At 66.7% G+C, this 22,866-nt stretch carries 24 protein-coding genes and 1 tRNA gene; 11 read left to right on the top strand and 14 right to left on the bottom strand.

The window, feature by feature from the left end; all coding sequences use genetic code 11:
- The first annotated feature begins 38 nt into the window (after window positions 1-38).
- The 7 genes from CIK77_RS07290 (at window position 39) to CIK77_RS07265 (ending at window position 6,733) form a co-directional block, all read left to right on the top strand.
- Window positions 39-722 carry a YqaJ viral recombinase family protein gene (locus CIK77_RS07290; protein ID WP_087054382.1) on the top strand — a complete coding sequence of 228 codons (684 nt, stop codon included), beginning with the start codon at window positions 39-41 and terminating at the stop codon, window positions 720-722.
- Between the two features lie 230 nt (window positions 723-952).
- Window positions 953-2,677: an MDR family MFS transporter gene (locus tag CIK77_RS07285; RefSeq protein WP_087054383.1), complete on the top strand. Its 1,725-nt coding sequence runs from the start codon at window positions 953-955 to the stop codon at window positions 2,675-2,677.
- Window positions 2,667-3,146: a MarR family winged helix-turn-helix transcriptional regulator gene (locus CIK77_RS07280; RefSeq protein ID WP_087054384.1), complete on the top strand. Its 480-nt coding sequence runs from the start codon at window positions 2,667-2,669 to the stop codon at window positions 3,144-3,146. The genes CIK77_RS07285 and CIK77_RS07280 overlap by 11 nt, the downstream gene beginning before the upstream one ends.
- A 276-nt stretch (window positions 3,147-3,422) precedes the next feature.
- Entirely contained in the window at window positions 3,423-3,884 is a 462-nt protein-coding gene (locus tag CIK77_RS18120; RefSeq protein ID WP_249268510.1) for a hypothetical protein, read from the top strand.
- 28 nt (window positions 3,885-3,912) lie between these two features.
- The gene (locus CIK77_RS18115; protein ID WP_249268511.1) at window positions 3,913-4,779 is read left to right on the top strand and encodes an ABC transporter substrate-binding protein; all 867 of its coding nucleotides are present in this window, start codon (window positions 3,913-3,915) and stop codon (window positions 4,777-4,779) included.
- A 65-nt stretch (window positions 4,780-4,844) separates the two neighbouring features.
- Window positions 4,845-5,822, top strand: coding sequence for a carbohydrate ABC transporter permease (locus CIK77_RS07270; RefSeq protein WP_087054385.1), 978 nt, complete (start codon window positions 4,845-4,847; stop codon window positions 5,820-5,822).
- Window positions 5,819-6,733 carry a carbohydrate ABC transporter permease gene (locus tag CIK77_RS07265; protein ID WP_087054386.1) on the top strand — a complete coding sequence of 305 codons (915 nt, stop codon included), beginning with the start codon at window positions 5,819-5,821 and terminating at the stop codon, window positions 6,731-6,733. Before CIK77_RS07270 ends, CIK77_RS07265 begins: the two co-directional genes overlap by 4 nt.
- A 66-nt stretch (window positions 6,734-6,799) precedes the next feature.
- On the opposite strand, the gene rplA is transcribed toward CIK77_RS07265, so the two are convergent.
- The 3 genes from rplA to CIK77_RS07250 all read right to left on the bottom strand — a co-directional run bounded on the left by rplA (window position 6,800) and on the right by CIK77_RS07250 (window position 9,042).
- The gene (rplA, locus tag CIK77_RS07260; RefSeq protein WP_087054387.1) at window positions 6,800-7,495 is read right to left on the bottom strand and encodes a 50S ribosomal protein L1; all 696 of its coding nucleotides are present in this window, start codon (window positions 7,493-7,495) and stop codon (window positions 6,800-6,802) included.
- 11 nt (window positions 7,496-7,506) lie between these two features.
- The gene (gene rplK, locus CIK77_RS07255) at window positions 7,507-7,938 is read right to left on the bottom strand and encodes a 50S ribosomal protein L11 (RefSeq protein WP_087054388.1); all 432 of its coding nucleotides are present in this window, start codon (window positions 7,936-7,938) and stop codon (window positions 7,507-7,509) included.
- A 138-nt stretch (window positions 7,939-8,076) separates the two neighbouring features.
- On the bottom strand, window positions 8,077-9,042 hold the full coding sequence (locus CIK77_RS07250) for a helix-turn-helix transcriptional regulator (protein WP_258861459.1): 966 nt from the start codon (window positions 9,040-9,042) through the stop codon (window positions 8,077-8,079).
- Window positions 9,043-9,146: 104 nt separating this feature from the next.
- Between CIK77_RS07250 and CIK77_RS07245 the strand changes: the two genes are divergently transcribed.
- On the top strand, window positions 9,147-9,542 hold the full coding sequence (locus tag CIK77_RS07245) for a VOC family protein (protein ID WP_212647456.1): 396 nt from the start codon (window positions 9,147-9,149) through the stop codon (window positions 9,540-9,542).
- 66 nt (window positions 9,543-9,608) lie between these two features.
- Here CIK77_RS07245 and nusG read toward each other — a convergent pair whose 3' ends face one another.
- The 3 genes from nusG to CIK77_RS07230 all read right to left on the bottom strand — a co-directional run bounded on the left by nusG (window position 9,609) and on the right by CIK77_RS07230 (window position 11,042).
- Window positions 9,609-10,637, bottom strand: coding sequence for a transcription termination/antitermination protein NusG (nusG, locus tag CIK77_RS07240; protein ID WP_087054390.1), 1,029 nt, complete (start codon window positions 10,635-10,637; stop codon window positions 9,609-9,611).
- A gap of 36 nt (window positions 10,638-10,673) precedes the next feature.
- Window positions 10,674-10,934 carry a preprotein translocase subunit SecE gene (secE, locus tag CIK77_RS07235; protein WP_087054391.1) on the bottom strand — a complete coding sequence of 87 codons (261 nt, stop codon included), beginning with the start codon at window positions 10,932-10,934 and terminating at the stop codon, window positions 10,674-10,676.
- A 35-nt stretch (window positions 10,935-10,969) separates the two neighbouring features.
- Window positions 10,970-11,042 (bottom strand) — tRNA-Trp (locus tag CIK77_RS07230).
- A 160-nt stretch (window positions 11,043-11,202) separates the two neighbouring features.
- Here CIK77_RS07230 and CIK77_RS07225 point away from each other — a divergent pair.
- Complete coding sequence (locus tag CIK77_RS07225) at window positions 11,203-12,402, top strand: pyridoxal phosphate-dependent aminotransferase (protein ID WP_170934087.1); 1,200 nt, start codon at window positions 11,203-11,205, stop codon at window positions 12,400-12,402.
- Window positions 12,403-12,426: 24 nt separating this feature from the next.
- Here CIK77_RS07225 and CIK77_RS07220 read toward each other — a convergent pair whose 3' ends face one another.
- From CIK77_RS07220 to CIK77_RS07200, 5 genes are all read right to left on the bottom strand, one after another.
- Window positions 12,427-13,557, bottom strand: a complete 1,131-nt coding sequence (locus CIK77_RS07220; RefSeq protein ID WP_087054393.1) for a UDP-N-acetylmuramate dehydrogenase — start codon at window positions 13,555-13,557, stop codon at window positions 12,427-12,429.
- Window positions 13,554-13,970, bottom strand: coding sequence for a MaoC/PaaZ C-terminal domain-containing protein (locus tag CIK77_RS07215; RefSeq protein ID WP_087054394.1), 417 nt, complete (start codon window positions 13,968-13,970; stop codon window positions 13,554-13,556). Before CIK77_RS07215 ends, CIK77_RS07220 begins: the two co-directional genes overlap by 4 nt.
- A complete protein-coding gene (locus CIK77_RS07210) occupies window positions 13,967-14,413 on the bottom strand; it encodes an FAS1-like dehydratase domain-containing protein (RefSeq protein ID WP_087054395.1) in 447 nt (148 codons plus the stop codon). Before CIK77_RS07210 ends, CIK77_RS07215 begins: the two co-directional genes overlap by 4 nt.
- 42 nt (window positions 14,414-14,455) lie before the next feature.
- Window positions 14,456-15,241, bottom strand: a complete 786-nt coding sequence (locus CIK77_RS07205) for a sulfite exporter TauE/SafE family protein (protein WP_249268512.1) — start codon at window positions 15,239-15,241, stop codon at window positions 14,456-14,458.
- Between the two features lie 137 nt (window positions 15,242-15,378).
- Window positions 15,379-16,530, bottom strand: coding sequence for a glycoside hydrolase family 3 N-terminal domain-containing protein (locus CIK77_RS07200; protein ID WP_249268513.1), 1,152 nt, complete (start codon window positions 16,528-16,530; stop codon window positions 15,379-15,381).
- Window positions 16,531-16,770: 240 nt separating this feature from the next.
- On the opposite strand from CIK77_RS07200, the gene CIK77_RS07195 reads away from it, so the two are divergent.
- The gene (locus CIK77_RS07195) at window positions 16,771-17,394 is read left to right on the top strand and encodes a hypothetical protein (RefSeq protein WP_087054396.1); all 624 of its coding nucleotides are present in this window, start codon (window positions 16,771-16,773) and stop codon (window positions 17,392-17,394) included.
- A gap of 760 nt (window positions 17,395-18,154) precedes the next feature.
- On the opposite strand, the gene CIK77_RS07185 is transcribed toward CIK77_RS07195, so the two are convergent.
- Window positions 18,155-18,664: a hypothetical protein gene (locus tag CIK77_RS07185; RefSeq protein WP_087054398.1), complete on the bottom strand. Its 510-nt coding sequence runs from the start codon at window positions 18,662-18,664 to the stop codon at window positions 18,155-18,157.
- A gap of 141 nt (window positions 18,665-18,805) precedes the next feature.
- Between CIK77_RS07185 and CIK77_RS07180 the strand changes: the two genes are divergently transcribed.
- Complete coding sequence (locus CIK77_RS07180; RefSeq protein ID WP_170934088.1) at window positions 18,806-20,032, top strand: DUF6880 family protein; 1,227 nt, start codon at window positions 18,806-18,808, stop codon at window positions 20,030-20,032.
- A 211-nt stretch (window positions 20,033-20,243) separates the two neighbouring features.
- Here CIK77_RS07180 and CIK77_RS07175 read toward each other — a convergent pair whose 3' ends face one another.
- Both CIK77_RS07175 and CIK77_RS17645 read right to left on the bottom strand, forming a co-directional pair.
- On the bottom strand, window positions 20,244-21,491 hold the full coding sequence (locus CIK77_RS07175) for an MFS transporter (protein WP_087054399.1): 1,248 nt from the start codon (window positions 21,489-21,491) through the stop codon (window positions 20,244-20,246).
- Window positions 21,492-22,389: 898 nt separating this feature from the next.
- Window positions 22,390-22,776 (bottom strand): hypothetical protein, encoded by a 387-nt coding sequence (locus CIK77_RS17645; RefSeq protein ID WP_170934089.1) that lies wholly within the window; start codon window positions 22,774-22,776, stop codon window positions 22,390-22,392.
- Window positions 22,777-22,866 lie beyond the last annotated feature (90 nt).

Raw genomic sequence — 22,866 nt, 5'->3', positions numbered from 1 at the left:
CCCCGGCGCCGCCCGGCCTCGGGCGTAGGCTGAAGCGCGTGTCACCAGAACTGCAGGCCCGGATCGTCGCGGACTCCCGCGACCGGGTCGGGTGGCTCAGGGCCAGAGCCGCCGGCATCACCGCAACGGACGTGGCACAGCTGTCGACCGACGCGTCGATCCAGCGGGCCGCGGTTTCCAAGCTCGGCGGCGGACCGCGCTTCTCCGGCAACGCGTTCACCGAGCACGGCCGCAGGCGCGAGCCCGAGATCGCGGCGTGGGTTGCCGCGACGCACGGCATCCAGCCCTCGTCCGCGCTCTTCCATGCGGAGTCGGAGCGGCGCCACCTGGCGACACCGGATGGCATCGCCGAGGATTCGAGCGGACGCATTCTGCTCTCTGAGATCAAGACGACGAACAAGCCCTTCCGCAGCGTGCCCCGCACCTATCTGCGACAGGTCTGGTGGCAGCAGCACGTGCTGGGCGCAGAGCGCACGCTGTTCGCGTGGGAGCAGCACCGCGACTTCCAGCCGCTGCACGACGAGCCCACGTGCATGTGGATCGACCGGGACGATGACGAGATCGCCCGCCTCGTGCGGCTCGCGACCTCACTGATCGACGAACTGTACCGCCGCACAACCGGCAACGACGTGCCGACGAACCGTGCACTCACCCCTCGCGAAGAAGCGCTCCACCGCGCCGCCTCGCGCTCGGCCTACCAGGCGCTCGCCCTCACCGACTGAACCTCGGCGCCCGCCGAAGGTCCCGCGCGGTCCTGCCGCAGGCCATCGCACGGAATCTGGGAGTGTCACGCCGAATCGCTCCGAGATTCTGCGCGTCCTCTGCGATCCTGCACCCATCCTCGCGCCAATTAGTTGCGCTACGTCAACCATTCGCATATAGTTGACGTACTACAACCTTTTGCGGCGCCATTCTCGCGACCACGCCGCCCGTCTCTCCCGAAGGGAGTCAGTTGTCCACGACTGAAGAGAAGAGGGCCACTCGACGCAAGCTCGAGGCCCTGTCCGGCCTGCTGCTGGCCATGTTCTGCTCGATGCTGTCGATGACGGTCGTCGGCTCATCGATGCCGATCATCGTCGACGATCTCGGCGGCACGCAGACGCAGTACACCTGGGTCATCACCATGACGCTGCTGACGACGGCGATCTCCACCCCGATCTGGGGAAAGCTGGCCGACCTCGTCAATCGCAAGGTCCTCATGCTCGTCGCGCTCGTCATCTTCGTGCTCGCCTCGGCCGGCGCCGGCGCATCGCAGACAGCCGAGATGCTCATCTTCTTCCGAGCGCTGCAGGGCATCGGCGGCGGCGGTCTGCAGTCGCTCAGCCAGGTGCTGATGGCCGACATCCTGAGCCCGCGCGAGCGCGGCAGGTACATGGGCCTGTTCGCCGGCGTGATGTCGATCGGCCTCGTAGGCGGCCCCCTCCTGGGCGGCGTGCTGACCGATTCGGTCGGCTGGCACTGGAACTTCTACGTCGGCATCCCGCTCGGCGTCGCCGCATTCATCGTGCTGACCAAGACGCTCAAGATCCGGCAGGCGAGGCCTGCGAAGATCCGGATCGACTACATCGGCATCGTGCTTCTGTCCGTCGCCGCCGGTTTCCTGCTCGTGTGGATCTCGAATGTGCAGTCCTACGGCTGGATCAGCTGGGAGACGCTGTACATGGTCGGCATCTCCGTGGTCGCCACCACCGCGTTCATCATCGTCGAGATGAGGGTCGCCGAACCGCTGATCCCGATGAACCTGTTCCGCAACAGGACGTTCACGCTGGCAGTGCTCGCGTCCATCTCGATCGGTGTCTCGATGTTCGGCACCTCCGTCTATCTCGCGCAGTACATGCAGGTCTCGCGCGGATTCGGTCCGACTGAGGCCGGGCTGATGACCATCCCGATGGCCGTCGGCATGATGGGCTCGTCCGTGGTCATCGGCCAGCTCGTCTCGCGCACGGGCAAGTGGAAGCGCTACGTCGTGCTCGGCGGTGCGCTGATGATCGCCGGCACGTCACTGCTTTCGACGCTGCAGTACGACACTCCGCTGTGGATGGCAGGCGTGTTCATGTTCCTGCTCGGCGCCGGTACGGGAATGACGATGCAGAACCTCGTGCTGGTCGTGCAGAACGCCTCAGATCCGCGTGAGATCGGCGTCGCCTCGTCCGGTGTGAACTTCTTCCGTTCCGTTGGCGGCACCACGGGGGTGGCCGTGATGGGCTCGGTGCTCGCAGCGAGCATGACACAGCGACTCGAAGACCGCGCGGCGGACGTCAGGTCCGCCATGACGGAGCTCGGACCGCAGGGCGCCGAGATCGCTGACAAACTCTCCGGCGGCAGCCTGCCCCCGACGCGCGACCTGCCGGAACCGATCGCCGTGATCATCGAGCAGGTCTCCGCCGTCGCGATCTCGCACGCGTTCCTCGTGGGTGTCCCGCTCGCAGTGCTGAGCCTCATCGCGATCTGCTTCCTGCCGAACCGGGAGCTCAACCAGAAGAACACGCAGGAGCAGCTGACGACCAGCGCGGCGAACGGAGCGGTCGAGCAGACGGCATCCGATGAAGACGCATGGAGCAACGCCGACCGCGAGCACCCCGGCCTGAGCGAAGCCCGCGATGTGGCGCTCGCGTCGACCGGAGCCATCCGGCTGCCTGCGCACTCGAAGAAGGAGAAGGACGACGATGACGGCTGACCCCCTCGCCGCCTCCGCCGACGAGCGCGACGAGGCGATCCGGATGGTCGAGGGCGAGTTCATGAGCATGGCCGGCCGGTTCCGACGCCTGATCGCACGGCGAGCCGACCGACTCTCCCCCGGCCTGCTGCCTGGCGGATTCAAGGTGTTCACGACGATCGCCCTCGATGGACCGCTCACCGCGTCGGCGGTCGGCGAGCAGCTGCTGCTCGACAAGGGGCAGATGAGCCGGATGGTCGCCGCCCTCGAGGAGCGGAACCTCGTGGTGCGCACACCAGATCCGAACGACCGACGCGCCCAGCTGCTCGAGGCGACGCCGGAGGCGAAGGCGCGACTCGACGAGATCCATCACGATCCGTCGGAGCGCAACCTGAAGCGCAAGCTCGACCGCTGGCACGTCGCCGACATCCGGCGATTGGCTGATCTGCTGCACGCACTCAATGAGGAAGAGGACGTCAGCCGCGACTGACCCGGCGCAGAACCGCCCCGTCGCACCAGCCGGAAGCCTCGTCGCACCATCCGGAATCCGCCTCCTTCAGTCGGCTCACCGGGGAGCGCTCGCGAGCGCCTTCGTGAGTGCGGCGGAATGCTCGCGCTCGGCCGGCGGCGTGCCGTAAGCTGGGAGCGCTCCCACAGTCGCAACGAAGACGTTATCGACGAGCGCACCGTTTCACCGTCCGACGCGCTTGTATGGCTTAGGCGGGTGTGGGCGCCCGAACATCAATAGTCAGAGAGGACGTTGAGCATGAGGACACGCAACATTCGGCAATGGGGTGCCGGAATCGCCGGAGGACTCGTCGCCGTGCTGGCACTGGCGGGCTGCGCCGGCGACGATCTCGGCGGCGGCACCACGGGCGGCGGAGACACCGACGCGGATTGCAGCGCATTCGAACAGTACGGGTCGTTCGACGGCGACCAGGTCACGATGTCGTCGACGATCTCGGACCAGGAGGCAGACCAGCTCGAGGAGTCATGGGCCGACTTCGTCGCATGCACTGGCATCACGATCGAGCACAACGGCACGAACGAGTTCGAATCGCAGATCTTCGTGCAGGTCGAGGGCGGCAACGCGCCCGACCTCGCGATCTTCCCGCAGCCGGGCCTGATGCAGCGCATGCACGGCGACGGGCATCTGGTGCCGGCCGGCGACGATGTGGTCGCGACAGCGAACGAGAACTTGGCTGCGCTATGGCCAGATCGACGGTGAACAGTACGGCGTGCCGGTCATGGGGTCGGTGAAGTCTTTCGTCTGGTATTCGCCGAGTGCGTTCGAAGACAGCGGCTACGAGGTTCCCGAGACCTGGGACGACATGATGAGCCTCACGGATGAGATCGTCGCCGACCACGGCAGCGACACAGTGAAGCCCTGGTGCTTCGGCATCGAGTCGGGCGGTGCCACCGGATGGCCGGCAACCGACTTCGTCGAGGACATGGTGCTCCGCGAAGCGGGCCCCGACGTCTACGATCAGTGGGTCGACCACGAGATCCCATTCGACGACCCGCAGATCGTCGCATCGCTCGACCGCGCAGGCGACATCCTCCAGAACGAGGACTACGTCAACGGCGGCATCGGCGACACCCGCTCCATCGCCTCGACGCCGTGGTCAGACGCCGGGCTGCCGGTTCTGGAGGACAACTGCTACATGTTCCGCGCCGCGTCGTTCTTCGAGGCGCAGCTGCCTGAGGGCACGGATGTCGGCCCCGACGGCGACATCTTCGCGTTCTACCTGCCGGCCGACACCGCTGACGAGCAGCCGCTGCTCGTCGCGGGCGACAACGTCGCCGCGTTCAACGACAACGAGGCCACGCAGGCCGTGCAGGCCTACCTGGCCTCACCCGAGTGGGCGAACGAGCGCGTGTCGATCGGCGGCGTCGTGAGCCCGAACCAGGGCGTCGACCCCGCGAATGCCTCGTCCGACGTGCTGCGGCTCACACTCGAGCTGATGCAGGATGAAGACGCGGTCGCACGCTTCGACGGCTCCGACCTGATGCCCTCCGAAGTGGGTGCAGGCACGTTCTGGTCGGAGATGACGGCGTGGATCGACGGCCAGAAGGACGGCGAAGCCGCCCTCGCCGCGATCGAGAGCAGCTGGCCCGAGTGACGCTCGTGCGGGTCGGGATGGTGTGAGCCGTCCCGACCCGCTTTCGCCCATTCTGGAGGTGTCACGTGGGTTTCTTTCTCTATTCGAAGAACGGCCAGTTGGTCCTCGCGATCCTGGTCTTCCTGGCGATCCTTGCGCTTCTGCTCCTCATCGCGCGGGCCGCCGACAATGTGAAGGGCAGGAAGCAGACGTTCGTGATGGTCGCCGTATTCGGCGGCCCCGCATTGCTGCTGCTCCTGCTCGGACAGGTCTATCCGGCGATCCGCACGATGTGGATGTCGCTGATGGACAAGCGCACCGAGAACTTCGTCGGCCTCGACAACTACGGCTACCTGTTCCAGGACGGCCTGACGGCGTTCGGGAACACGATGCTGTGGGTGGTGATGGTGCCGCTCGGCTCGACGCTGATCGGTCTCGTCTACGCGGTGCTGATCGACAAGTCGCGCTTCGAGAAGGTCGCGAAGTCGATGCTGTTCCTGCCGATGGCGATCTCGTTCGTCGGCGCCGGCATCATCTGGAAGTTCGTCTACGAGTACCGCGGATCGGCTCAGGAGCAGATCGGACTGCTGAACGCGATGATCACGTGGCTCGGCTTCGAGCCCGTGCGCTTCCTGCAGGATTCGCCGCTGAACACGATCTTCCTGATCGCGGTGATGGTGTGGATCCAGGCGGGGTTCGCGATGGTGGTGCTCTCGGCGGCGATCAAGGCCGTGCCGAGCGACATCATCGAGGCAGCCAAGCTCGACGGTGCGAACGCGTGGCAGCTGTTCAGTCGGGTGACGGTGCCCAGCATCCGTCCCTCGCTGATCGTCGTGCTCACGACCATCTGCATCGCGACGCTGAAGGTCTTCGACATCACGCTCACCATGACCGGCGCAGAGTTCAACACTCAGGTGCTGGCGAACGAGATGTACGACTGGTCGTTCACATTCGGTGACAACGGCATCGGATCCGCGATGGCCGTGGTGATCTTCGTGCTCGTGATCCCGCTGGTGATCTACAACGTGCGGCAGATGAACAAGAACAAGGCGGTGCGCGGATGAGCACGCAGACTCTCACGTCGGTGAACCCCACGAAGCGTCCTGGCAGCGCGGCCGGGTCGTTCAGACGACTCGTCAGCAACCGGATCGGGAGCGCCGTCGCGCTCGTGATCGCGGTGCTCTGGACGGTGCCGACCTTCGGCCTGTTCGTCTCGTCGTTCCGACCCGAAGCCGAGATCAAGAGCAGCGGGTGGTGGACGATCTTCACCGATCCGCAGTTCACCCTCGACAACTACGAGCAGATTCTGGGGGGCGCCACGTCGACGAACCTGGCTGCGTACTTCCAGAACTCCGTCGTCATCGCCGTGCCGGCGACACTGGCACCCCTGATCCTCGCGATCATGGCGTCGTACGCGTTCTCGGTGCTGGAGTGGAAGGGCCGCGACATCGTGTTCGTCGTGGTCTTCGCCCTGCAGATCGTTCCCCTGCAGATGGCGCTGATCCCGCTGCTGCGCGTCTTCTCTGGCACGGCGATCGCCGATGTGTTCCCGTTCCTGTCACTGTGGGTGGCGCACACGATCTTCGGGTTGCCGCTGGCGATCTTCCTGCTGCACAACTTCATGTCAGAAGTGCCGCGGGATCTCATCGAGGCGGCTCGGATAGACGGCGCGGGGCACGTCTCGGTGTTCCTGCGGGTGATGCTGCCGCTGATGCTGCCCGCGATCGCGAGCTACGCGATCTTCCAGTTCCTCTGGGTGTGGAACGACCTGCTCGTGGGTCTGACCTTCTCCGGCGGATCGCGGACGGTGCAGCCGCTCACGGCCGCGCTGGCCGCGATGACGGGAGACAGGGGTCAGGACTGGCACCTGCTCACGGCGGGGGCGTTCGTCTCGATCATCCTTCCGCTGGTCGTCTTCTTCGCTCTGCAGCGGTTCTTCGTGCGGGGACTGCTGGCTGGTTCTGTCAAGGGATGAGACGAGAATCGGGGCCCCGCACCATATGGTGCGGGGCCCCGATTCTTCAGGCGCTGCGGATGTTCCTCAGACGGCGAGGCCGTTGACGTCCATCGGGATGCCCGGGCCGAACGTGGTCGACACCGTGCCCTTCTGCACGTAGCGACCCTTCGAGCTCGACGGCTTGAGGCGAACGATCTCATCCAGGGCAGCCTGGATGTTCTCGTTCAGCTGCTCTGCACCGAAGGACGCCTTGCCCACGATGAAGTGAACGTTGGCGTGCTTGTCGACGCGGAAGTCGATCTTTCCGCCCTTGATGTCCTCGACGGCCTTGGCCGGGTTCGGGGTGACCGTGCCGGTCTTCGGGTTCGGCATCAGACCGCGCGGGCCGAGGACCTTGCCGAGACGACCGACCTGGCCCATCAGCTCCGGCACGGCGACGGCCGCATCGAAGTCGGTCCAGCCGGCGGCGACCTTCGCGATGAGCTCGGTGCTGCCGACCTCGTCGGCGCCTGCCGCTGCGGCAGCCTCTGCCGCGTCGCCGTTCGCAAAGACGATGACCTTCGCGGTCTTGCCCGTGCCGTGCGGCAGCATGACGGTGCCGCGCACCATCTGGTCTGCCTTGCGGGGGTCGACCGAGAGCTTCAGCGCGACCTCAACGGTCGAGTCGAACTTCGTCGAACCCGTCTCCTTCGCGAGAGCAACTGCCTCGCTCGGCGTGTAGAACTTGCCGGCCTCGATCTTCGAGGCGGCGGCAGCGTAAGCCTTGGACTTCGCCATGATTTCTCTCCCCCTCAGTCCTCGACCGTGATGCCCATGGAACGGGCGGTGCCTGCGATGATCTTCGACGCGGCGTCGATGTCGTTGGCGTTCAGATCCGGCTGCTTGGTCTTGGCGATCTCCTCGACCTGAGCCTTCGTGATCTTGCCGACCTTGACGGTGTGCGGCGTGCCGGAGCCGCTCTTCACACCTGCGGCCTTCTTGATGAGCTCTGCCGCCGGGGGCGTCTTGAGGACGAACGTGAAGCTGCGGTCCTCGTAGACGGTGATCTCCACCGGGACGACATTGCCGCGCTGCTGCTCAGTCGCGGCGTTGTACGCCTTGCAGAACTCCATGATGTTGACGCCGTGCTGACCCAGTGCGGGGCCGATCGGCGGCGCCGGGTTGGCCTGGCCGGCCTGGATCTGGAGCTTGATCAGCCCCGAGACCTTCTTCTTCGGTGCCATTACCTTTCCTTTCCTCGAGCGGATGCCTCAGGCATCCCTCTCCCGCGGATCCGGCACTTCCGGACCGCGGTGACGTTCGTGCGCGCCGAAGCGCCGCACAAACCATCCAAGTCTACCCGATCCGAACGACTGATCGCGTCACGCGTCGCGGTACTGTTCCACGATGCGCTCCCCCAGCTTCCGCAGCTGAGCGCGCACCTGGATGGGTTCGATGACCTCGGCGACACTGGACCACGCCGCCAGCTGCTCGGCGAGCGCCTCGACTCGATGCGCTCGCACCTCGACGACCGGATGCTCGACCTGCGCCCCCTCCTCAGCGGCTTCGATCATCCGGGCCTGCGCGCCGAATCGGTCCAGTAGCGCCCGCACCGCCCACGGCTGGACCCGCACGGTCGCTCGCACATCGCCGCGCATGCCCTCGACGCGCTCGACCATCCGCGCCCACTCACGAGAGCCGTCGAAGCCCTCCGGCGCGACGCCGCGCTGCGGCAGCGCCTCGAGCTCCCGAATGCGGTCGACGCGATATGTGCGCAGGCCATCCGCATCCGCGGAATCGCTGCCGATGGCGACCGGTGCGCCGAGCAGATACCAACGCGGCCCGCGGCTGCCCACGACGAGCGGAACGAGCTCGAGCTGGCGCTCGCCTCGCGAGCCGTCGTAGCTCACCCGCACTCGACGCTCATCGGCGATCGCCGACTGCAGTTCGGCCACCGTCTGCGAGACCCCCTCCTGGTCGCTCTCACCCCACGGCACGTCGCGCACGGTGGCCGCGGCCACGCGCTGGGCCCCCTCACGAAACGGCGCAGGCATGGCGCGGACGAGTTTGCGCACCGCCGCCACACGCTCCGGTTCGGCGCCCAGGCTCTGAGTCAGGCCGATGAGCAGCGACGTGACCTCACTCTGGGTGAGCCCCGTCAGATCGGTGCGCGCACCGCCGATCAGACGCCATCCGCCGCCGCGACCCCTGGTCGGGTAGATCGGAACGCCCGACATCGCCAGCGCCTCCAGGTCGCGTCGAGCGGTCGGCACGGAGACCTCCAGCTCGGCGGCGAGCTCCGCTGCGGTGATCTGCGGGCGCCCCTGGAGCAGCAGAAGAGCCTGGATCAGGCGATCGGCACGAATTGTCTCACCCTTTCTTCGAAAGTGATCAGTTGGTGATCACTTCATCGACAAGCATAGAGAACAACCACACAGAAGAGGAGAACACCATGTTCCGTGGCCTTGCCAATCTGAACCTCGTCGCCGACGACATGACGGCCGCCGTCGAGTGGTACGCCGCCGTCTTCGACTCGGCTCCGTACTTCGTCCGCCCCGAGACCGGCCCCGCCCAGTACGCGGAGTGGCGCTTCGGCGACGACGACGACGAGTTCGCGCTCATGGACGCGCGGTTCCGCCCCGTTCTCGCTCGCCCCGGCGGCGCCCTCGTGCACATGCACGTCGACGACATCCGGGCCTCGTTCGACCGGCTCATCGCGCTCGGCGCGCAGGAGTTCGACCCCGTGACCCAGCGCGGCGACGACTGGTGGTCAGCCTCGGTCAGCGACCCGTTCGGCAACCTGATCGGACTGATCCAGAGCCCGCATTGGGCAGCGCAGCACGAGTGACCGCAGGTACGACGAGAGCGGCCTCCCCGATTCGGGGAGGCCGCTCTCGTCGTACGGGGTGTCTGATCAGACCATCTTGGTGACCTGGTCGAACGCCAGCTCGACCGGAGTCTCGCGCTCGAACAGCGAAACGAGCACCGTGAGCTTGCCACTGGCCGGGTTGATCTCGCTGATCGAACCGGGGAGGCCTGCGAAGGAGCCCTCCTTGATCGTGATCGTCTCGCCGATCTCGAAGTCGATCTCGGCGGGGATGACGCGCGGTGCGGCCTTCTTCTCACCGGCGCTCGGCTTCTCGCCGGAGGCGGCCTTCTCGGCCTCCTTCAGCTCGGCGAGCGGCTTGAGCATGTTGAACGCCTCTTCGAACCGCAACGGCGTCGGGTTGTGGGCGTTGCCCACGAAGCCGGTCACGCCCGGCGTGTGGCGCACGACCGACCAAGTGTCCTCGTTGAGCTCCATGCGCACGAGAACGTAGCTCGGGATGCGCACGCGAGTGACCATCTTGCGCTGGCCGTTCTTGATCTCGACGACGTCCTCCATCGGGACCTCGATCTGATAGATCTCGTCCTCGACCTCGAGCGTCGCCTTGCGCTGCTCGATGTTGGCCTTCACCTTGCGCTCGAAGCCGGCGTAGGAGTGGATCACGTACCACTTGCCCTCGAGGGTGCGCAGCTCCGCACGGAATTCGGCGTACGGGTCGTCGTCCTCAGCCTCGGCCTCGGCACCGCCCTGCGGCTCTGCTGCTTCGGCCTGCGGCTCTTCCGCCTCGTCCTGAGCATCCGTCGTCGCGTCGCTCTGCGTCTCGCCGGCGTCGTTGTGAGCTTCGCCGTCGCTCAGCACGTCTGCGGCTGCCTCGACCTCGGCGGTCTCGTCGATGTTCAGTGCGTCGTTCACGATCGCGTCGGCCTCCGGGTCGGTGATGTCGATGTCTTCGTCAGCAGGCTCTCCGCCATCGAGGTGGATCGCGCCGGTCTCAGGGGCCTGCGCCGCCTGCTCCTGCTCGGCCAGAACGTTGCCGTCCTGCGCCTCGTCCTCTTCGCTGGACTGCTCAGCCGCCGTCGACAGGTCGACGTCGTCGCGGTGATTGTGGGTAGTCACGTCAGCTCACTTTCGATTGCGGTGCGCCAGAGGTGATCAGCGGGGGATGCCGAACACCCAGGTCGTGACCCACGTGAAGAGACTGTCGAGCCCGTAGACGAGAGCCATCATGACGACCACGAAGCCGAGCACGACGGACGTGAACTTCAGCAACTCAGAACGAGTCGGGGTGACGACCTTGCGAAGCTCGGCGATGACCTGGCGGAAGAAGATGACTATCCGCATGAAGAAGTTGGGCTTCTTCTCCGCATTGCCGTTCGCTGCGACGACGTCGCCGCCGGAAGCGTCCCTGACCATTCGATACCTTTCGTGAGTCAGCTGGCGCTGACGCGCAGGGCGGACAGGAATCGAACCTGCAACCTGCGGTTTTGGAGACCGCTGCTCTGCCAATTGAGCTACCGCCCTAGAGAACCTTGCGGGTCTCGAGGTGCCTCTCGATCCTCTCACAGCCCGTCGGGCAGAGTGAAAGCATGCAATGAAGCACTGGTTCCTCAAGTGTACGGCATGCGCAATGAGCCCCGCGAATTCCACGCGCGTCGCGCGCCGTCGCTGTACCGTGGGAGGCGTGACCGAACGAGCTCCTCTCTCCCGCAAGCTGTCCGCCATCGCCGAATCGGCGACGCTCAAGGTCGACGCCAAGGCGAAGGCACTGAAGGCTGAGGGCCGCCAGGTGATCTCCTACGCCGCAGGCGAGCCCGATTTCTCGACGCCGCAGTTCGTCGTCGACGCCGCAGCCGAGGCCCTGCGCGATCCGGCGAACTACCGCTACTCCCCCGCCCCCGGTCTGCCCGCACTGAAAGAGGCGATCGCCGCGAAGACGCTGCGCGACTCCTCGCTCGAGGTGGCGCTGAACCAGGTCATCGTCACCAACGGCGGCAAACAGGCCGTCTACCAGGCGTTCCAGACTGTGGTGAACCCCGGCGACGAGGTCCTCCTCCCCGCGCCGTACTGGACCACCTACCCCGAAGCCATTCAGCTCGCCGACGGCACGCCCGTCGAGGTGTTCGCCGGCGCCGATCAGGGCTACAAGGTGACGGTCGACCAGCTCGAGGCGGCCCGCACCGAGAAGACGACCGTGCTCGTGTTCGTGTCTCCGTCGAACCCGACCGGCGCCGTGTACTCGCCTGAGGAGACCCGCGCGATCGGCGAGTGGGCGCTCGAGCACGGCATCTGGGTGATCACCGACGAGATCTACCAGAACCTCACGTACGAAGGTGCCGTCGCGACGTCGATCGTCGAGGCGGTTCCGGATGTCGCCGGCCAGACGATCCTCGTCAACGGCGTCGCGAAGACGTACGCGATGACCGGGTGGCGCGTGGGCTGGATGATCGGGCCCGCCGACGCGATCAAGGTCGCAGGCAACCTGCAGTCGCACCTGACCAGCAACGTCAACAACATCGCACAGCGCGCAGCGATCGCGGCGATCAGCGGCCCTCAGGACGAGGCGGAGCAGATGCGCCTCGCGTTCGACCGCCGGCGCCGACTCATCGTGCAGGAGCTGTCGAAGATCGACGGTGTGAGCGTGCCGAACCCTCTCGGCGCGTTCTACGCGTACCCGGACGTCACTGGCCTGCTCGGCCGCGAATGGGCCGGGCGCCGCATCGACACCACGCTCGAGCTGGCCGACCTGATCCTCGACGAGGTCGAGGTGGCCGTCGTGCCTGGCGAGGCATTCGGCCCCAGCGGCTATCTGCGCCTGTCCTACGCCCTCGGCGACGACCAGCTCCTGGAGGGCATCCAGCGCCTCCAGCGCCTCTTCACTTGATCTCTGAACGCGACGTGCCGCTGACTACAGCTCGACGCCGACGAAGACCGGCTCGGGCTGCAGCTCGATGCCGAACTCGCTGGACACACGAGTCTGCACGAATCGGGCGAGCTGTGTGACCTCCCAGGCGGTCGCGCCGCCGCGGTTGGTCAGCGCCAGCGTGTGCTTCGTGGACAGCGATGCGCGCGCGCGACCGAGCCGGAACCCCTTGCTCAGCCCGGCGTTCTCGATCAGCCACGCAGCGCTGACTTTCACGCCTGCGGTCTCGACCGGTGCGGGCGGCACGTAGCCGTCGAAGCTCTCGAGCGGGATCACGCGCACGGGCTCGATGTCGGGCACCAGCGGCCAGCGCGGGCACGCCTCCGGAAGTGCGCGCGCCTCGCTCTCCGAGAGGATCGGGTTGTTGAAGAACGACCCCGCGCTGCGAGTGTCGTCGTCAGCGGGGTCGAGCACCATGCCCTTCGACGCCCGGATCGCCAGCACCGATTCGCGCACACCGGCGAGCGTGACCTCGGCACCGACATCCGCACCGATCGCCTTGGCGATGCGCTGGTCCCGGATCGAGAATGCTCCGGTGCCGACGTCGTCGAGCTCCAGCGTGATCGACAGGATCACGGCCCTGCGCCGCGGCTCGGAGCCGTAGTGGCGCTTCAGGTCGGACGTGCGGGGGCCGAGACCCAGGTCTCCGGCAGGCACCACGTGCGTCTCGCCCGTAGCCTCGTCGATCAGCTCGACCTCGACCAGCGTCTGGTCGATCTCCTGGCCGTACGCACCGACGTTCTGAATCGGCGCCGCACCGGCCGTGCCGGGGATGCCGCTCATCGCTTCGACGCCGGCCAGCCCCTGGCCCACCGTCCACGCGACGAACTCGTCCCAGTTCTGACCGGCCTCGATCCGGATGCGGCGGCGTCCTGCCTCCGCACCGGGCACCGCCTGAAAACCGTGCGTGAGGATCCGGATGACCGTGCCGTCGAACGGCTCGTCTCCGACCAGCAGATTGGAGCCGCCGCCGAGCACGAACCAGTCATCGCCATCGGCCCACACCTGGTGCAGGGCGTCCGTGATCCCCTCACGGGTGTGTGCGTCGATCATGCGCTCGGGGGCGGCGCCGACCTGCAGCGTCGTCAGCTGCGAGAGCGGAAGCGGATCACTCACGCCTGCGCGACCTCGTCGATCCGCACGTTCGCCTGGGCCTTGGCGAGCACCTTCGTCTCGTCGAAGGTGACCGTCAGGTCGATGCGCGCGATGCCGTCGTCGATCTTGGCGACTCTGGCCTCGTAGCGGACCTCTGCCCCGTCATCCGGATCGACCACGACGGGCTTGGTGAAGCGCACCCCGTAGTCGATGATGCGGGCCGGGTCGCCGACGGCGTCGGTGACGACCGAGGCGCCGATGCCCATGGTGAGCATGCCGTGCGCGAGCACGCCGGGAAGCCCGACGCGTGCGGCGACGTCGTCGCGGTAATGGATGGGGTTGAAGTCTCCTGATGCCCCTGCGTAGCGCACGAGTGACTCGCGCGTCAGGTGCACGGTGCGCTCGGCGACGATCTGGCCGACCTCGAAACTCATTCCTCAGCCCCCACAAGAAGTACGGATACGGCGGTGACGACGTGGCGCCCGTCGGCGTCGACGATCTCTGCCTCGCTGGTGATCATGGCGTTGCCGCCGACGGTGCGGATACCGGTGACCGACAGCGTCGCCGTCAGCTCGTCGCCCGCCACGATCGGTCGGGTGGCGCGGAACTTCTGCTCGGCGTGCACGGTGCGCTCGAGCACGATGCCAGCTGTCGGGTCGCCGAGGAGCTGCTGCAGCGTGAGGTCCTGGATGACCATCGCGAACGTCGGCGGTGCGACGACGTCGGTGTACCCCGCCCGGCGAGCGGCTTCGACGTCATCGTGCACATCGGCCTCAGCGGACACGGCTCGGGCGAACTCGCGCACCTTCTCCCGGCCGACGAGATACGGTGCCGTCGGCGCGAACTCGCGCTCCGTCAGATCAGGATTGACTGCCACCCCTCGATCCTATCCGCCACGAGTCGATAAGCATGTTGCGCGTCAGCGGGCCGCGCGGATCGCGCGAATGGCCATCTGCGCGGCGATCACAGCCAGGAACGCGATGAACACCCAGTTGGCGATCTGCGGATCGAGAACACCGGCGACGATCGCTCCGAGCGGCGTTGTGACGACGGTGGCGAGGGCGACGGTCACTGCCGAGACGAGGTCGACGTTGCCGTTTCGGAAGTTGCGCCACGCGGCGACCAGCGTGGTCGGGATCATCATCAGCAGCGATGTGCCCTTGGCGACGAGGTCGCTGGCGCCGAAGACGACGATCAGCACGGGCACGACGACGATGCCGCCGCCGACGCCGATCAGGCCGGAGAGGATGCCGGTGACGAACCCGAGCCCCACCAGCGCGATGCCGAGCCAGATGTCGATCGGCACCTCTGCGCCGCGATCCGGCACGATGAAGATGAGGCTGATCATGACCGCGGCGAGGAACGCGACGAAGACCCAGCGCACGGCGGCTTCGTTGAACCGGTGCAGCAGGTGCGCGCCGATCGGAGCGCCCGCCACCCCGCCTGCGGCGAGCAGCACGGCCACGAACCAGTCGACGTTCCCGTGCGCCGCGTATGAGACGACGCCGACCGCCGCGGTGACGACGATCAGCGCGCCGGATGTCCCCGCTGCCCGCTTCTGGCCGAACTCCACGAACATCACAAGCAGCGGCACGATGAGCACGCCCCCGCCGACACCGAACAGCCCGGACATGAACCCGGCGATCAGCCCGATCACCACGAGCGCGACGTATCTTCTGGGCGTTCTGGTGTCCTCGTGCGTCACCCGCTCACGCTACACCGCAGCCCCTTGACTCCTGTGGCGAGATGCTCAGTTGCCGAGATGCGCACTTCTCGCCGAGATGCGCCGGTTTCAGCGCCCGGATGTCGGAAACGTGCGCAGTTCGCAGAGCGAACGGCGGGCTATTCCGCCGACTCGAGGCGCAGCGCCGCGACGTGCTCGGCAGCGTCGCGGAGTCTGTCGGCCGGCAGCTCCCCTGCCTCCACCGCCTGCGCGATGCCGTCGGCGATGTCTCCCGCTGTGTCGGGCGTGGAGGTCGCGATCATCAGCACCATATCGTTGCCTGCGGTGATTGCGTCGACGGCGTTCGCGACCGGATCTGCATAGGCGGCGTCTCCGGATGAGGCCAGCATGCCGAGGTCGTCGGTGATCATGACGCCGTCGAAGCCGAGATCGTCGCGCGCGATCTCGTGCCACCGGGCCGAGAGCGACGCGGGTGCTTCGTCCACAGCGGTGTAGGCCAGATGCCCGAACATGAGCAGTTCGGCGCCCGCGTCGATGCCCGCCTCGAACGGCACGGCATCCGCGTCATGCCAATCTTCGAGACTCATCCCTGTCGACGGGATGCTGTGATGCGAGTCGCCCGGCGCCGGCCCGTGGCCCGGAAAATGCTTCAGCGTCGAGAACACATGCGCCGCCTCGCCCTCGACAGCGGCGGTGACGCGCTCGGCGGCCGACGCCGGATCAGTGCCGAGCGCCCGCGGCGCGATAAACGAACCTGCATCGGCCGGAACATCCGCGACCACGCCGAAGTTCACGTTGGCTCCGGCGTCGGCGACGAGTTCGCCGCGGCGGTCGAACGCGGCGCGCGTCTCAGATGCCGGGAGCGATTGCAGCGCCTGCGCGGTGGCCGCATCGTCCCACGGCAGGCGGGTGACGACACCGCCCTCCTGATCGATCGCGATCAGCGGCGGCATGCCCTCGTCGACGACGAGAGATGAGGTCACCTCGCGGAGCTCGTCCGCCGTGGCCGGCACATTCTCGGACATCAGGATGAAGCCGCCGTAGCCGTGCGCCATGTAGTCGTTCAGCGTGGTCACATCGGTCGTCGCCACGGTGCCCATCACGACGCTCGCGGCGCGGTCCTCGACCGACATGTCGGCAACGGCCCGTTCGGCCGGCGACGACGTGGGCGTGGGGGTCGGGCTCGTCGTCTCTTCCGGACTCGATGGGTCAGGCACCGGTGTCTCGGTCTCGGCCGACTCATCCGGAGCACAGCCGAAGAGGAGCCCGGCAGACAGAAGAACGGCCACCACAGTTGCAGCACGACGCATGGGAAAAGGCTACTGCGCCGTCCGGCAGGGCGGCTGGGTGCCCGCGGGCGCCCAGGCCAGCGCAGAAGCACCGGCCGTCGAGCCCGGCGAGATCGTCACCAGGGCCCCGACTCCCATGCGACGACCGTTCAGCGCCCAGAACCGACGTGTCGTGCTCCGCGGCCGAGCCGTCCCATCCGGAGCTGTTCTGCTTGCAGAGACCACCGTGCGACGGATGCCGGTGGCGGAAGGCTCAACCCCATGCGCACTCTCTGGGCGGCGTTCGCCGCCGCACGCCCCACGCTGGCTCAGCTCATCGTGTTCAGCATCCTGAACGTCGGCATGACCGTTCTGCAGCTCGTCCTGATGCCGGTGTTCAAGCTGCTGTTCGGCATGACCTCGCTCGTCGGCACGGACTTCCAGGCCGTCCCGGTCGGCACCGGCTACGTGTTCGACTACGCCGCAGGCGCGCTCCCTGAGGGCGGAGGCGGGCTGGCATACTTCCTCTCCGTGCAGATCACGCTCGCGATCGCGCAGGTGGTGAACTTCTTCGCGCAGCGCACGATCACCTTCAAATCGAACAGCGACCCATGGCGCGCCGCCGGATGGTACGCCGTCGCCTACATCGTCATCACCCTCGGCGCGGCCGCGCTGCAGAGCCTCTACAAGGCGCCGATCTACGACCTCTTCATCACGACCTGGGGCATGGGTGCGACGGGCGAGACGATCGCCGACGTCATCACGATGCTCATCAACGCGCTCATCTCGTGCGCCGTCTTCTTCCCGGTGTTCAAGATCATCTTCCGGCAGGAGGAGGTCCCGGATGCCCAGGCGGAGCTCGCCGAGGAACCGGCGACGGAGAGGGCCGCCGCTCCAGTCTCGTAGCGCGTCAGCGCCCCCTCACGAGGCAAGGCTCCGCGGCTATGCCCGCGCGGCACCCGGGCCGGGGTCGACACGGCCGACCCCATCCGCATCTTCTGGCCGATACTGGGTACTGCGGTCACGCCGGGAACTACGGGAGCCGGGCAGCGAAAAGCCCCGACCGTAAGCCGGGGCTGATCTGACGTTCTGTAGGCGGAACGAGACAGCTTTGGAACTCTCGTCGGATACTGAAATCCCTGATCAGACGCGGTAAGGACGGACTCCTCATTCTCCCAGAAGGTGCTCCGGAGTCCCCGATCGAGGACATTCGGGGGTCTATCGCGACGTCGATTGAGACGAGTGGAACACACCTTTTGGGCAAGGATGTAACCCGCCTCGTTCGTGATTATGAGCGCGGAGCGACAGTGTCCGAGCTGGTGAAGAAGTACGGCATCCACCGGGCCACGGTCCGCACCCACCTCACTCGAGCCGGTATCGCTCCGCGCGACCGTGTCCCGGACGACCCGAACGGAGACGATTACCTGCGGCTTTATAACCAAGGCATCGGACTTACGACCATCGCCAGAAGGCATGGCACGACGCCGAGCAAGGTCCGCACCCAGCTCATCAAGCGGGGCGTTGACCTACGGGGGTGAGCGTCACAGTGAGCCATCGAGAGTCAGCGAGCGAGTCGCGATGATGCGCGAGTCCGTTACCGGTCGTCGGACGATCCGAACACCCCGAGAGATCGGACAAGGAGCTGTTGAACCGCAGCGAGATGAGCTCACGTCAGCCACCGGGCAGCCAGCCCGAGCAGACCGCTTCCTGCCAGCAAGACGATCAGCCCTCGAGGCCGGAACTGCTCACGGAAGTGATGGGATCGGTCGCGCCAGCCAGCGCAGTGCTCCGTACCGGGAACGAGGATCGCTCGAGGCCGCCAGGTGCAGATGACCAACCAGTCGACCACGAGCAGGTCGACGAGAACGAACAGAATGATCGCGACCATCGCCATCAACGCAAGCTCAAAGAATCCGGCTCCGGGATGAGTCATCCCCCAGCTGAAGACGACAGCGCCGAGCGAAGCGAGCAGGACGATCATGAACACGATGCCGCCGGTCACGCCCGCCCGTCGCTGCCCCGGCGTCGGGGCGTGGGCCGCCCGTCGGATATCTTCCGGGTAGTCGCTGAGAAACGCGAACGGCGCAACGACAAGCACGACGATGAGCACACCGCCTACGCCGGCCGCAGCGACCCCGCCCCAGCCGAGGGCAGGAGCCCAGTAGTCAGCACCCACACGACTCCTCCCGCCCGGTTGCAGGTGGATACTCCTTACATATGAGGCTCCACAAAGCCACGACTCCAAGCTAACGCGGACGCAGGGGTCAATCAGCCAAATGATTCCGGCGCGACGGAGCCGCTGCGGAAGAATGGTGCGATGACTTCGCTTGCCGATGCTGTGCTGCCGTTGATCCGCACCCGTGCGGAGCTGCACCGGTGGGGTGCAGCGAACGCGCACGGAAAGCAGATGCACGACGCGATCGACACCCTCGAGTCCGCTCTCCCGGAGACGGACCCGGGCGAGGCATATCAGGTGGCGCACAAGGCGCTCGCGAGCGCGATCACTGTGATCGCCCGTGCCGACGACTCCAGCGGGATCATCGGGGACGGGTGTCGGCGTCTGCTCGCCCTGCACCCGCGGCTGGCGGCAGCAGCGTCGGTTCCTGCGTCGAAGCTGCTCCCCTGGATGATCCGGTTTCAGTTCGACGGCGACGTCGACTACTTCGAGCTCGATCCCGTCGCCTACGCCGCCGCGCTCGGAGACACGGGCATCGCCGGATACCGGTCACGGCTGGACGAGATCCGCGGACAGCTCTCCCCGGAACCCGGATCACTCGTCTCTCATGACCCCGACCGGCATGCCCGGTGGGTGCTGGAGTGGAACGATCGTCGCCTGGCGGTGCTCGACCGCGATGTCGATGAGGTGATCCGCACCCACGCGCGAGACCGGAAGGTCGCTGCGTGGCTGCACCAGACCGCTGAGGCGCTCGAGGAGATCGGCGAGACCGACCTGGCGGTGGACTGGGCCAGGCAGGCTGTGGACTTCGACCGCGGTCACCAGTCTCTGCGCGCTTCCGAGTACTGGTGCAAGCTGCTGGGGACGCACCGCCCCGGTGAACTGCTGGACGCACGGGTGTACGTGTTCCGCCGGTGGCCGTCAGCGCTTACCGCGTCTCGCCTGCACACCGCTGTGGGTGCTGCATGGCCGGAGTATGAGGACGAGGTCCTGGACGCACTCGCGCCCCGCCCGTCGGATGCGGTGACCTTCACACTGACAACCCTGAAGGACCCGGCCCGCGCGTGGCGGCTCGCCCACGACCTGGGGTTGGACAGCCTACACGCCTGGAGCGAGCTGGTGAAAGCCTACGAGCGGGTCGATCCGCTCGCGGCGCTCCCCGTCCATCGGCAGCTGGTGGAGAGCACCCTGATCCACGCGGGCGCGGCGCACTATCGTGACGCCGCCCACCGCCTGGCACGAATGCGGAGAATCGCGACAGGGACAGAACAGGCGGACACAGTGGATGCATTCATTGCCGAGCTGCGCGATACCCACCGGCGCCGGCCCCGACTGCAGCAGGAGTTCGACCGCGCCCAGCTCCCCTAACCGCCGCCCTCGGCGATACCCTGGCGCGTCCGAACGGAGGAACGCAACTCATCGTCGAGGTAACGGCTCATGATCCCGCGTCCTCCTCGGCCTCGCGGACGACGCCGCTGAGGTCGAGCTCCGGAAGGTCGGACGCGACCGGGCATGTGATCGAGGTCTTCGGACACTGCGGTGATTGCGCCGGTCCTGAGACCGCTCGGGGCTGGTGGTCTCAGCGATGTTCCACGGGGCTCAGGGTGCGATGGAATCGGGGGTGGATGAGCACGAACACGGTGACGATCGCCATGACGGCGCCGCCGATGATGACCGGCAGTGGCGCCCAGATTCCATAGAGAGCGGTGCTGAGGGTGGGGGCGATCACGAAGGTGAGTCCGTTGGTGGCGCCGATGAGACCGGCGAGCCCGCCCTGTTCTTCGCGGGAGACGAGCAGGGTGGGCCCGGCGGTGTAACCGGGCATCGCGATGCCCAGGCCCAGCCCGATGAGCAGGATTGCGGCGAACAGCACCACCGCACCGGCATCTGCGACGAGGGCGGCGAAGCCGATGGTCGCGACGATGCCACCGACACGGAGGAGGGTCGCGGGTGCCCAGCCGCTGCGGGGCACGATGACGGTTTGAGCGATGATCATCCCGGCGCCGGCGGCGAGGAGCGCCCCGCCGGTGACGAGCCCGGTGGTGGCGGAGTCGAGGCCGAGGCGGTCCTGGACGATGAAACCGGTGATGACCTGAATGAAGCCGAGCGCGGTGAACATCCCGAACCCGGCGAGCAGGAACGGCCACACCCGTGTATCGAAGGGACTGACTCTTGCTGGGGTCTCGATGAGCTCGTGTCGGGGCTCGCGGCGCAGCCGGAACCCGATCAACAGCAGCGCGGCCAGCAGGAGCACGGGGACGACGATGAGTGGAGTGAGCAGGCCAAAGGCGGACAGGAGCCCACCGATGACGGAGCCGCCGACCATGGCGATGCCCTGCACGGCCCCGACCCCGGCCATGCCTTTGACACGCGCCTTCTCATCGACGGTGACATCGGCGATATAGGCTTGCGCGGTCGGAGGCAGGGCGGCAATCGCGGTCCCGAACCCGACGCCTCGCAGCAGGACGAACATGATGAACAGTGCGACACCGGTGACAAGACCGGTCATGCCAAGCCAGGCCAGCAGCGCGAACAACGCCATGGTGACCGTAGCGAGAGTGAAAGCACCGACCAGAACGGGTTTGCGTCCCCAGGACTGAGAGCGGCGACCCCAGAGCTGGCTGGTGAGAACGACCATGATCGCAGCCGCGCTGATGGTGACTCCGATCTGCCACTCTGCCAGGCCAACTTCGCGGGACAGCGGCGCGATCACGGGGTTCAGGGTCATCTGGGCCAGGTAGATAAGCAGCACAGCGCCCAGCAGCAGCGGAATCTGAGGGCGGGCCACCGGCACGGCGTGGGTCGGTGTGGCGGCAGGTCGTATCATGCGGGTTCCTTCTAATATGAACAGTGTTCTAATTACATCGGAGAGCTTACAGCTTAGGTTCGCCTTACCTCAAGGGCGGGCGTGAGTGCGTGGGCTACGGCGAGAGGAGGAATGAAAGGTGACTGCGACTGACCCGGTCCCGTTCCACGTCGGGATCACTCCGGAACGTGTCGTCGATGCCGCAGAGGAGCTGACCCGTGACACGCACCTGATGACCTGGTCCATCCGAGACCTGGCCGGGCGCCTCGGCATCGCCGCGTCCGGGGTCTATCACCATGTCGGCGGCAAGGATTCGCTGTGTCGCGAGGTGGTCGAGCGTGTGCTTGCACGGATTGAGGTCCCCGACCTGCAGCTGACGTGGCAGGAGTGGTTCCGCACCCTGCTGTTTCAGGCGGGGCCGGTCGTGGCCGAGTATCCAGGCGTGGCGAAGTGGATGCTGATGCACGGACCAACGCTGCCAGCCGCACTCCCGGTGCTGGAGGCGGGGATGTCCATCCTGGGGGCCTCGGGCTTCGGAGAGCGAGCGGCCTTCACGTACGCTGTGCTCCTCAATAACGCGATGCTGACCATCTCGATGAGGGACGACCGGCTCCAGCACGAGGGTGACGGCCCCCGGGATCACGCCACGATGATGACTGAGTTCGCCGAGATGACGGCCGGCTCCGCACCTGCGAAGGCCATGGGACGGGAACTCATCCAACCCTTCGCCGAAGGTGGAGACGCGGCGGAGCAGCTTCGCTGGGAGTACTACCGGTCCGCAGTGAATATCACCATCGCCGGGATCGAGGTGACCAGCACCCCATCTGATGAGGGCGTCCACGAGTGGCCGGGCGACGTCGCTGCCGACTCACGCCCTGAGACCCTCACACACAGACTTGGGCGCATGTGCCGCCGAGATCTACGGGGTGCGCACCACCGGGACCGATGTTGGTTCGTCCCGCGTTCCTGTCGGTTTGCGCGCATGGCGTCGCGTGTCCGACCGGTTGATGAGGCGACGGACGGCATTGCGCAGAAGCACGATCGTCGTGATAACGCTCGCCCAGACGCACTTGAACATGTTCCAGAGGAACAAGAACCCCAGCAGCGCCAGCCACCCGGGTCCACCTCGGTCAACCAGCGTGTAGCAGACTCCGGCCGCGAAGAGGTACACGGGCGCAAGCAGCAGTACCAGCGGACCCCACTTGAGGCCCCGCGGTGTACGGATCGCGGCGAGCAGCAGGTTCGTCGGCGCGTACTGCAACAGCCCGTGAATGCAGACGCTGGCATTCCACAGCAATCGGATCATCGGAAGCACGCACCCTCTCGGAAACCATGGACATGGTGGCCGGTAGCGGCTAGGAGAGTGATTTCCCACCCGAGGGGTGGGGGCTATCGG

It is taken from the genome of Microbacterium sp. JB110, assembly GCF_003335195.1.
GTDB lineage: Bacteria > Actinomycetota > Actinomycetes > Actinomycetales > Microbacteriaceae > Microbacterium.
The sequence above is the reverse complement of the archived record's forward strand: the minus strand, read 5'-3'. Positions and strand labels throughout refer to the sequence as shown.

Coding starts and splice junctions, on each gene's coding strand:
- CIK77_RS07280 (WP_087054384.1), top strand. CDS start 2,667: ATGACGGCTGACCCCCTCGCCGCCTCCGCCGACGAGCGCGACGAGGCG.
- CIK77_RS18120 (WP_249268510.1), top strand. CDS start 3,423: ATGAGGACACGCAACATTCGGCAATGGGGTGCCGGAATCGCCGGAGGA.
- CIK77_RS07265 (WP_087054386.1), top strand. CDS start 5,819: ATGAGCACGCAGACTCTCACGTCGGTGAACCCCACGAAGCGTCCTGGC.
- rplK (WP_087054388.1), bottom strand. CDS start 7,938: ATGGCACCGAAGAAGAAGGTCTCGGGGCTGATCAAGCTCCAGATCCAG.
- CIK77_RS07245 (WP_212647456.1), top strand. CDS start 9,147: ATGTTCCGTGGCCTTGCCAATCTGAACCTCGTCGCCGACGACATGACG.
- secE (WP_087054391.1), bottom strand. CDS start 10,934: ATGGTCAGGGACGCTTCCGGCGGCGACGTCGTCGCAGCGAACGGCAAT.
- CIK77_RS07215 (WP_087054394.1), bottom strand. CDS start 13,970: ATGAGTTTCGAGGTCGGCCAGATCGTCGCCGAGCGCACCGTGCACCTG.
- CIK77_RS07200 (WP_249268513.1), bottom strand. CDS start 16,530: ATGCGTCGTGCTGCAACTGTGGTGGCCGTTCTTCTGTCTGCCGGGCTC.
- CIK77_RS07195 (WP_087054396.1), top strand. CDS start 16,771: ATGCGCACTCTCTGGGCGGCGTTCGCCGCCGCACGCCCCACGCTGGCT.
- CIK77_RS07180 (WP_170934088.1), top strand. CDS start 18,806: ATGACTTCGCTTGCCGATGCTGTGCTGCCGTTGATCCGCACCCGTGCG.
- CIK77_RS07175 (WP_087054399.1), bottom strand. CDS start 21,491: ATGATACGACCTGCCGCCACACCGACCCACGCCGTGCCGGTGGCCCGC.
- CIK77_RS17645 (WP_170934089.1), bottom strand. CDS start 22,776: ATGATCCGATTGCTGTGGAATGCCAGCGTCTGCATTCACGGGCTGTTG.